Origin of the sequence: Streptomyces plumbidurans (assembly GCF_019857225.1) — a bacterium.
Lineage (GTDB): Bacteria > Actinomycetota > Actinomycetes > Streptomycetales > Streptomycetaceae > Streptomyces > Streptomyces plumbidurans.
Map to the genome: position 1 here is coordinate 1 of NZ_JAFJSY010000187.1, position 328 is coordinate 328.

The 328-nt window shown below is 69.2% G+C and carries 2 protein-coding genes; both read left to right on the forward strand.

Annotation, left to right across the window (positions count from 1 at the left end; all coding sequences use genetic code 11):
* The coding region (locus JYK17_RS40340) for a CoA-transferase (RefSeq protein WP_308011751.1) at positions 1 to 231 on the forward strand (231 nt) is incomplete at its 5' end.
* Positions 231 to 328: CoA-transferase (locus JYK17_RS40935; RefSeq protein WP_308011752.1), on the forward strand; the 98-nt coding region annotated here is incomplete at its 3' end. The genes JYK17_RS40340 and JYK17_RS40935, both read left to right, overlap by 1 nt.

A 328-nucleotide genomic window follows, 5' to 3' on the forward strand; every position in this document is an offset into this window, starting at 1 on the left:
CGCGGCGACCGGCACGGGAACCTGGTGTTCAACAAGTCGACCCGCAACTTCAACCCGCTGGCGGCGATGGCCGGGAAGGTGACGATCGCCGAGGTGGAGGAGCTGGTCGAGCCCGGCGCCATCGACCCGGACGCGGTGCACCTGCCGGGCATCTTCGTGCAGCGGGTGGTGGCCCTGACACCCGGGCAGGCCGGGGACAAGAAGATCGAGCGGCGGACGGTGAGCGGCTGATGGCCTGGACACGGGAAGAAATGGCCGCACGGGCCGCACGTGAACTGGAGGACGGGCAGTACGTGAATCTGGGCATCGGGCTGCCCACGCTGATCCC